Raw genomic sequence first — 3,599 nt, forward strand, 5'->3', positions numbered from 1 at the left:
CGGCGAGGATCTGCACCTCGATGTGGCGCGGGTTGATCACCGCCTGTTCCAGATAGACCGTCGGGTCCCCGAACGCCGACTGGGCCTCCCGGCCGGCTGCCTCGATCGCCTCCGCGAGCGCGGAGATGTCACCGACCCGGCGCATCCCCCGGCCGCCACCGCCGGCGACCGCTTTGACGAACAGCGGGAACGTCATCTTGGTTGCAGCCGACAGCAATTCCTCGACCGCCGCCGACGGCGCCGAAGAGGACAGTACCGGCAGGCCGGCCTCGCGTGCGGTGGCGATGGCCCGCGACTTGTTGCCGGTCAGCTTCAGCACCGCCGCGCTGGGGCCGACGAAAGTGATACCCGCCGCCGCACACGCCTCGGCCAGCTCCGGGTTCTCCGACAAGAAGCCGTAGCCGGGGTACACCGCGTCGGCCCCGCACCGCCGCGCGGTGTCGACGATCTCGTCGACGGACAGGTAGGCGCGCACCGGGTGACCGGGCTCGCCGATCTGGTAGGACTCGTCCGCCTTGAGCCGGTGCACCGAATTGCGGTCTTCGTAGGGGTAGACCGCCACCGTGGCGATACCGAGCTCGCAGGCGGCGCGAAACGCGCGGATGGCGATTTCTCCGCGGTTGGCGACCAGCACTTTGGCGATCACATGCGCCCTTAACTGCCCGTCAAACCAGCGTCGACCAGTAGTCCTGAAACCGGATGGCGATCAACACGATCAGCACGGTAAACCACACCGCGGTCAGCGACCACCGCCACCGGTACAGCACTGCACTCACTGAGCCCACCGAGCCCACAGCACGCCGACGGCTGGACGCGAAGGCGGCCGACGCCACCACCACCAGCAGCGGGATGGTGACCGCCCAGACCGCCATGCAGTACGGGCACAGCGCCCCGATCCGGTACAGGCTGACGAAGATCAGCCAGTGCACGAACCCGACGCCGGCAACTGCGCCGATCGTCAGCCCCGTCCAATACCATTGTGGCAACGGTACTTTCGCTACTGACAACAGCCCGGTGACCAAAACCACGGTGAACGACACGATTCCGATCAGCGAATTGGGTACCCCGGCTAGCGACGCTGGTTCGGTGGCCATCACCGACCCGCACGACAGCACCGGGTTGAGGTTGCACGACGGCACATAGGCCGGATCGGCCAATAGCCGGACCTTCTCCACCGTCAGCGTCGCCGAGGCGATCAAGCCGACCGCCCCGCAGACCAATACCAGCCATGCGCTGGATGCAGCCACCCGCACACCGGCTACCGGGGCGGCGGGCGAGGAGGACACGGACGCAGCCGCTGCGACGGTCACGACGCCTTGGGCGGGACGGCGGTGTCCAGGCCCGGCACGTCACCGACGATCTCCCTGATTTTGTCGACCAAAGCCTGCGGCGTCGACGCGGTGTAGTCCTCGCCGTTGATGCGGACCGTCGGAGTCGCATTGATGTCGCGGGCCGTGGCCAATCCCTCCACCATCTTGAGGTATTTGCCGCTGTTGATGCACTTCGGGACGCTTCCGGCGGCACCGGCCTGCCGGGCGAGTTCGATCAACCGGCCGTTGTCGGGATAGTGCCCGCCCACCTCCGCCGGCTGCAGCTGCGGGGTGAACAACGCGGTGTGGAAACGCCGGAACGCGTCGATGCTCTCGTCGGCGACGCAGTAGGCCGCGGCGGCGGCACGCGCCGGGTAGTCGTCGTTCTGCGGCCGGTCCATGATGGCCACCATGGAGTAGTCGGCCGCGATGGCGCCGCTGTCGATGAGCCGCGAGACCGTGGGGCCGAAGTTCCGCTCGAATAAGCCGCAATGCGGGCAGAGGAAATCCTCGTAGAACGATACGGTGGCCTTGGGCTCTTTGCCGTCGTCCTTGGTGATCAGCTTGCTCGACGTCAGCTGCACCGCTCTGGCGTCGCCGCCGGAACTCTTCTTGTCGTTGGATATCACGATGTAGCCGATGAGGCCGACCGCGAAGAGCACCACAACCGCCACAAGCCCGATCTGCAGGCCGAGGTTGTGTTTGTGGTCACCGGCCGTCAGGCCGCGCCCGGTGGGGCGTTGACGTTTGCGGGCCAACTTTTCCATGAGGTTCGTTGATCCTTTTTCCGGTGGGGTCGGGGCGCCTCCAGCGTACCGACGGCAACTCAGCCGATTCAGTGACGGCTCAGGTGTGCGCGCAGCGCCGAGATCAACTCCGCGATCGCGGCGGCGCTACCGCCGCCGAGCGGGAATAAGTTGGCGAAGCCGTGCGTCAGCGACCCCATGGTCCGTAGGTCGACAACGGTCCCGGCGGCCTGCAGCGCGGCCGCGAACCGTTGGCCTTCGTCACGCAGCGGATCGAAGCCCGCGGTGGCGATCAGCGCCGGCGCCAACCCGGACAGGTCGTCGGCGGCCAACGGCGACACCCGCGGATCCATCGGGTCCAGATCGGAACCACCCAGATACTGGGCGGTGAACCAGTCCATGTCGCGTTTGGTCAGCACGAAGCCGTCGGCGAACAGGGTGCGTGACCGGGTTTGGGCGGTGCAATCGGTGACCGGGTAGATCAACCACTGCAACACCGGCGCGGGCTCGCCCTTGTCATCGGCGTCACGGGAATCGTCGCGGGCCAGCAGCGCCACCACCGCGGCCAGGTTGCCGCCGGAGCTGTCTCCGCCGACCGCGACCCGGCCCGGTATCCCACCCAGGTCCGCGGCGTGGTCGTATGCCCATCGAAACGCCGCGTAGGCGTCCTCGACCGCCGCCGGAGCGGGATGCTCGGGTGCCAGCCGGTAGTCGATCGACAGCACCGCGACGTCGCCGTCCCGGCAAGTCAGCCGGCACACCGCGTCGTGAGAATCCAGGTCGCCAATCACCCAGCCGCCGCCATGGTAGAAGACCAGCAGCGGCTTGGCCCCGCTACCCGCCGGGCGGTAGAGGCGGGCGGGAATGTCGGGAGCGGCGCCCACGGGCCCCGGTAGGCAAACGTCAGCCACGTCGACGTGAATCTCCGGACCGGGCAGCCCCGAACTCATCTCCCGCAGCAGAGCCCGGGAAGTGGCCACATCGTCTCCGACGACGAGGCCGTCGATGCCGACCGCGCGCTGTGCGGCCAGCATCAGCTGCAGCGTCGGGTCGAGGGTGTTGCCGTCGATGGTGACCGACCGGCCGCCGGCGAGCAGCCGTTTGACCCCGGCGGGAATATGCGGGGCCGCCTTCATGCCCACGCTGGTGGCGGCGCTCTGCAGGTAACCGGCCCACCGCGGCGCCCGCGGCGTCGAACGGTGTCCGACAGACTCTCCTGGCAGACTTCGTGTCATGGCTGCTCCCGATGATGTGCGTTCAGTCACGCTCAATGACGGTAATTCGATCCCCCGCCTCGGTTTCGGTGTTTACAAGATTCCGCCGGCGGACACCGAACAAGCGGTGGCGGCCGCGCTGCGGGCCGGCTACCGGCACATCGACACCGCGAAACTGTACCGCAACGAACGTGAGACCGGCCGCGCGATCGCGGGCTCCGGCCTGCCCCGCGACCAGGTGTACCTGGTCACCAAGCTGTGGAACGCCGACCACGGCTACGACTCGACACTGGCGGCGTTCGACGCCAGCGTCGACCGGCTCGGGGTCG

The 3,599-nt window shown here is 68.0% G+C and carries 5 protein-coding genes; 1 reads left to right on the top strand and 4 read right to left on the bottom strand.

Translation table 11 applies throughout. From position 1 onward, the window contains the following. The 4 genes from AC2VON_RS25160 to AC2VON_RS25175 all read right to left on the bottom strand — a co-directional run. A partial coding sequence (locus AC2VON_RS25160) for a biotin carboxylase N-terminal domain-containing protein (protein WP_486955248.1) occupies window positions 1–646 on the bottom strand: 646 nt, incomplete at its 3' end. Window positions 647–665: 19 nt separating this feature from the next. Beyond that, on the bottom strand, window positions 666–1,310 hold the full coding sequence (locus tag AC2VON_RS25165) for a vitamin K epoxide reductase family protein (protein ID WP_486955249.1): 645 nt from the start codon (window positions 1,308–1,310) through the stop codon (window positions 666–668). After that, complete coding sequence (locus tag AC2VON_RS25170) at window positions 1,307–2,077, bottom strand: DsbA family protein (RefSeq protein ID WP_486955250.1); 771 nt, start codon at window positions 2,075–2,077, stop codon at window positions 1,307–1,309. Before AC2VON_RS25170 ends, AC2VON_RS25165 begins: the two co-directional genes overlap by 4 nt. Window positions 2,078–2,145: 68 nt before the next feature. After that, window positions 2,146–3,291: an alpha/beta hydrolase gene (locus tag AC2VON_RS25175; RefSeq protein ID WP_486955251.1), complete on the bottom strand. Its 1,146-nt coding sequence runs from the start codon at window positions 3,289–3,291 to the stop codon at window positions 2,146–2,148. Here AC2VON_RS25175 and AC2VON_RS25180 point away from each other — a divergent pair. After that, window positions 3,290–3,599, top strand: a 310-nt coding sequence (locus AC2VON_RS25180) for an aldo/keto reductase (RefSeq protein WP_486955252.1), incomplete at its 3' end; no start/stop codon positions are given. The genes AC2VON_RS25175 and AC2VON_RS25180 overlap by 2 nt on opposite strands.

The sequence above is a fragment of the Mycobacterium sp. TH-M82 genome (genome assembly GCF_057473605.1).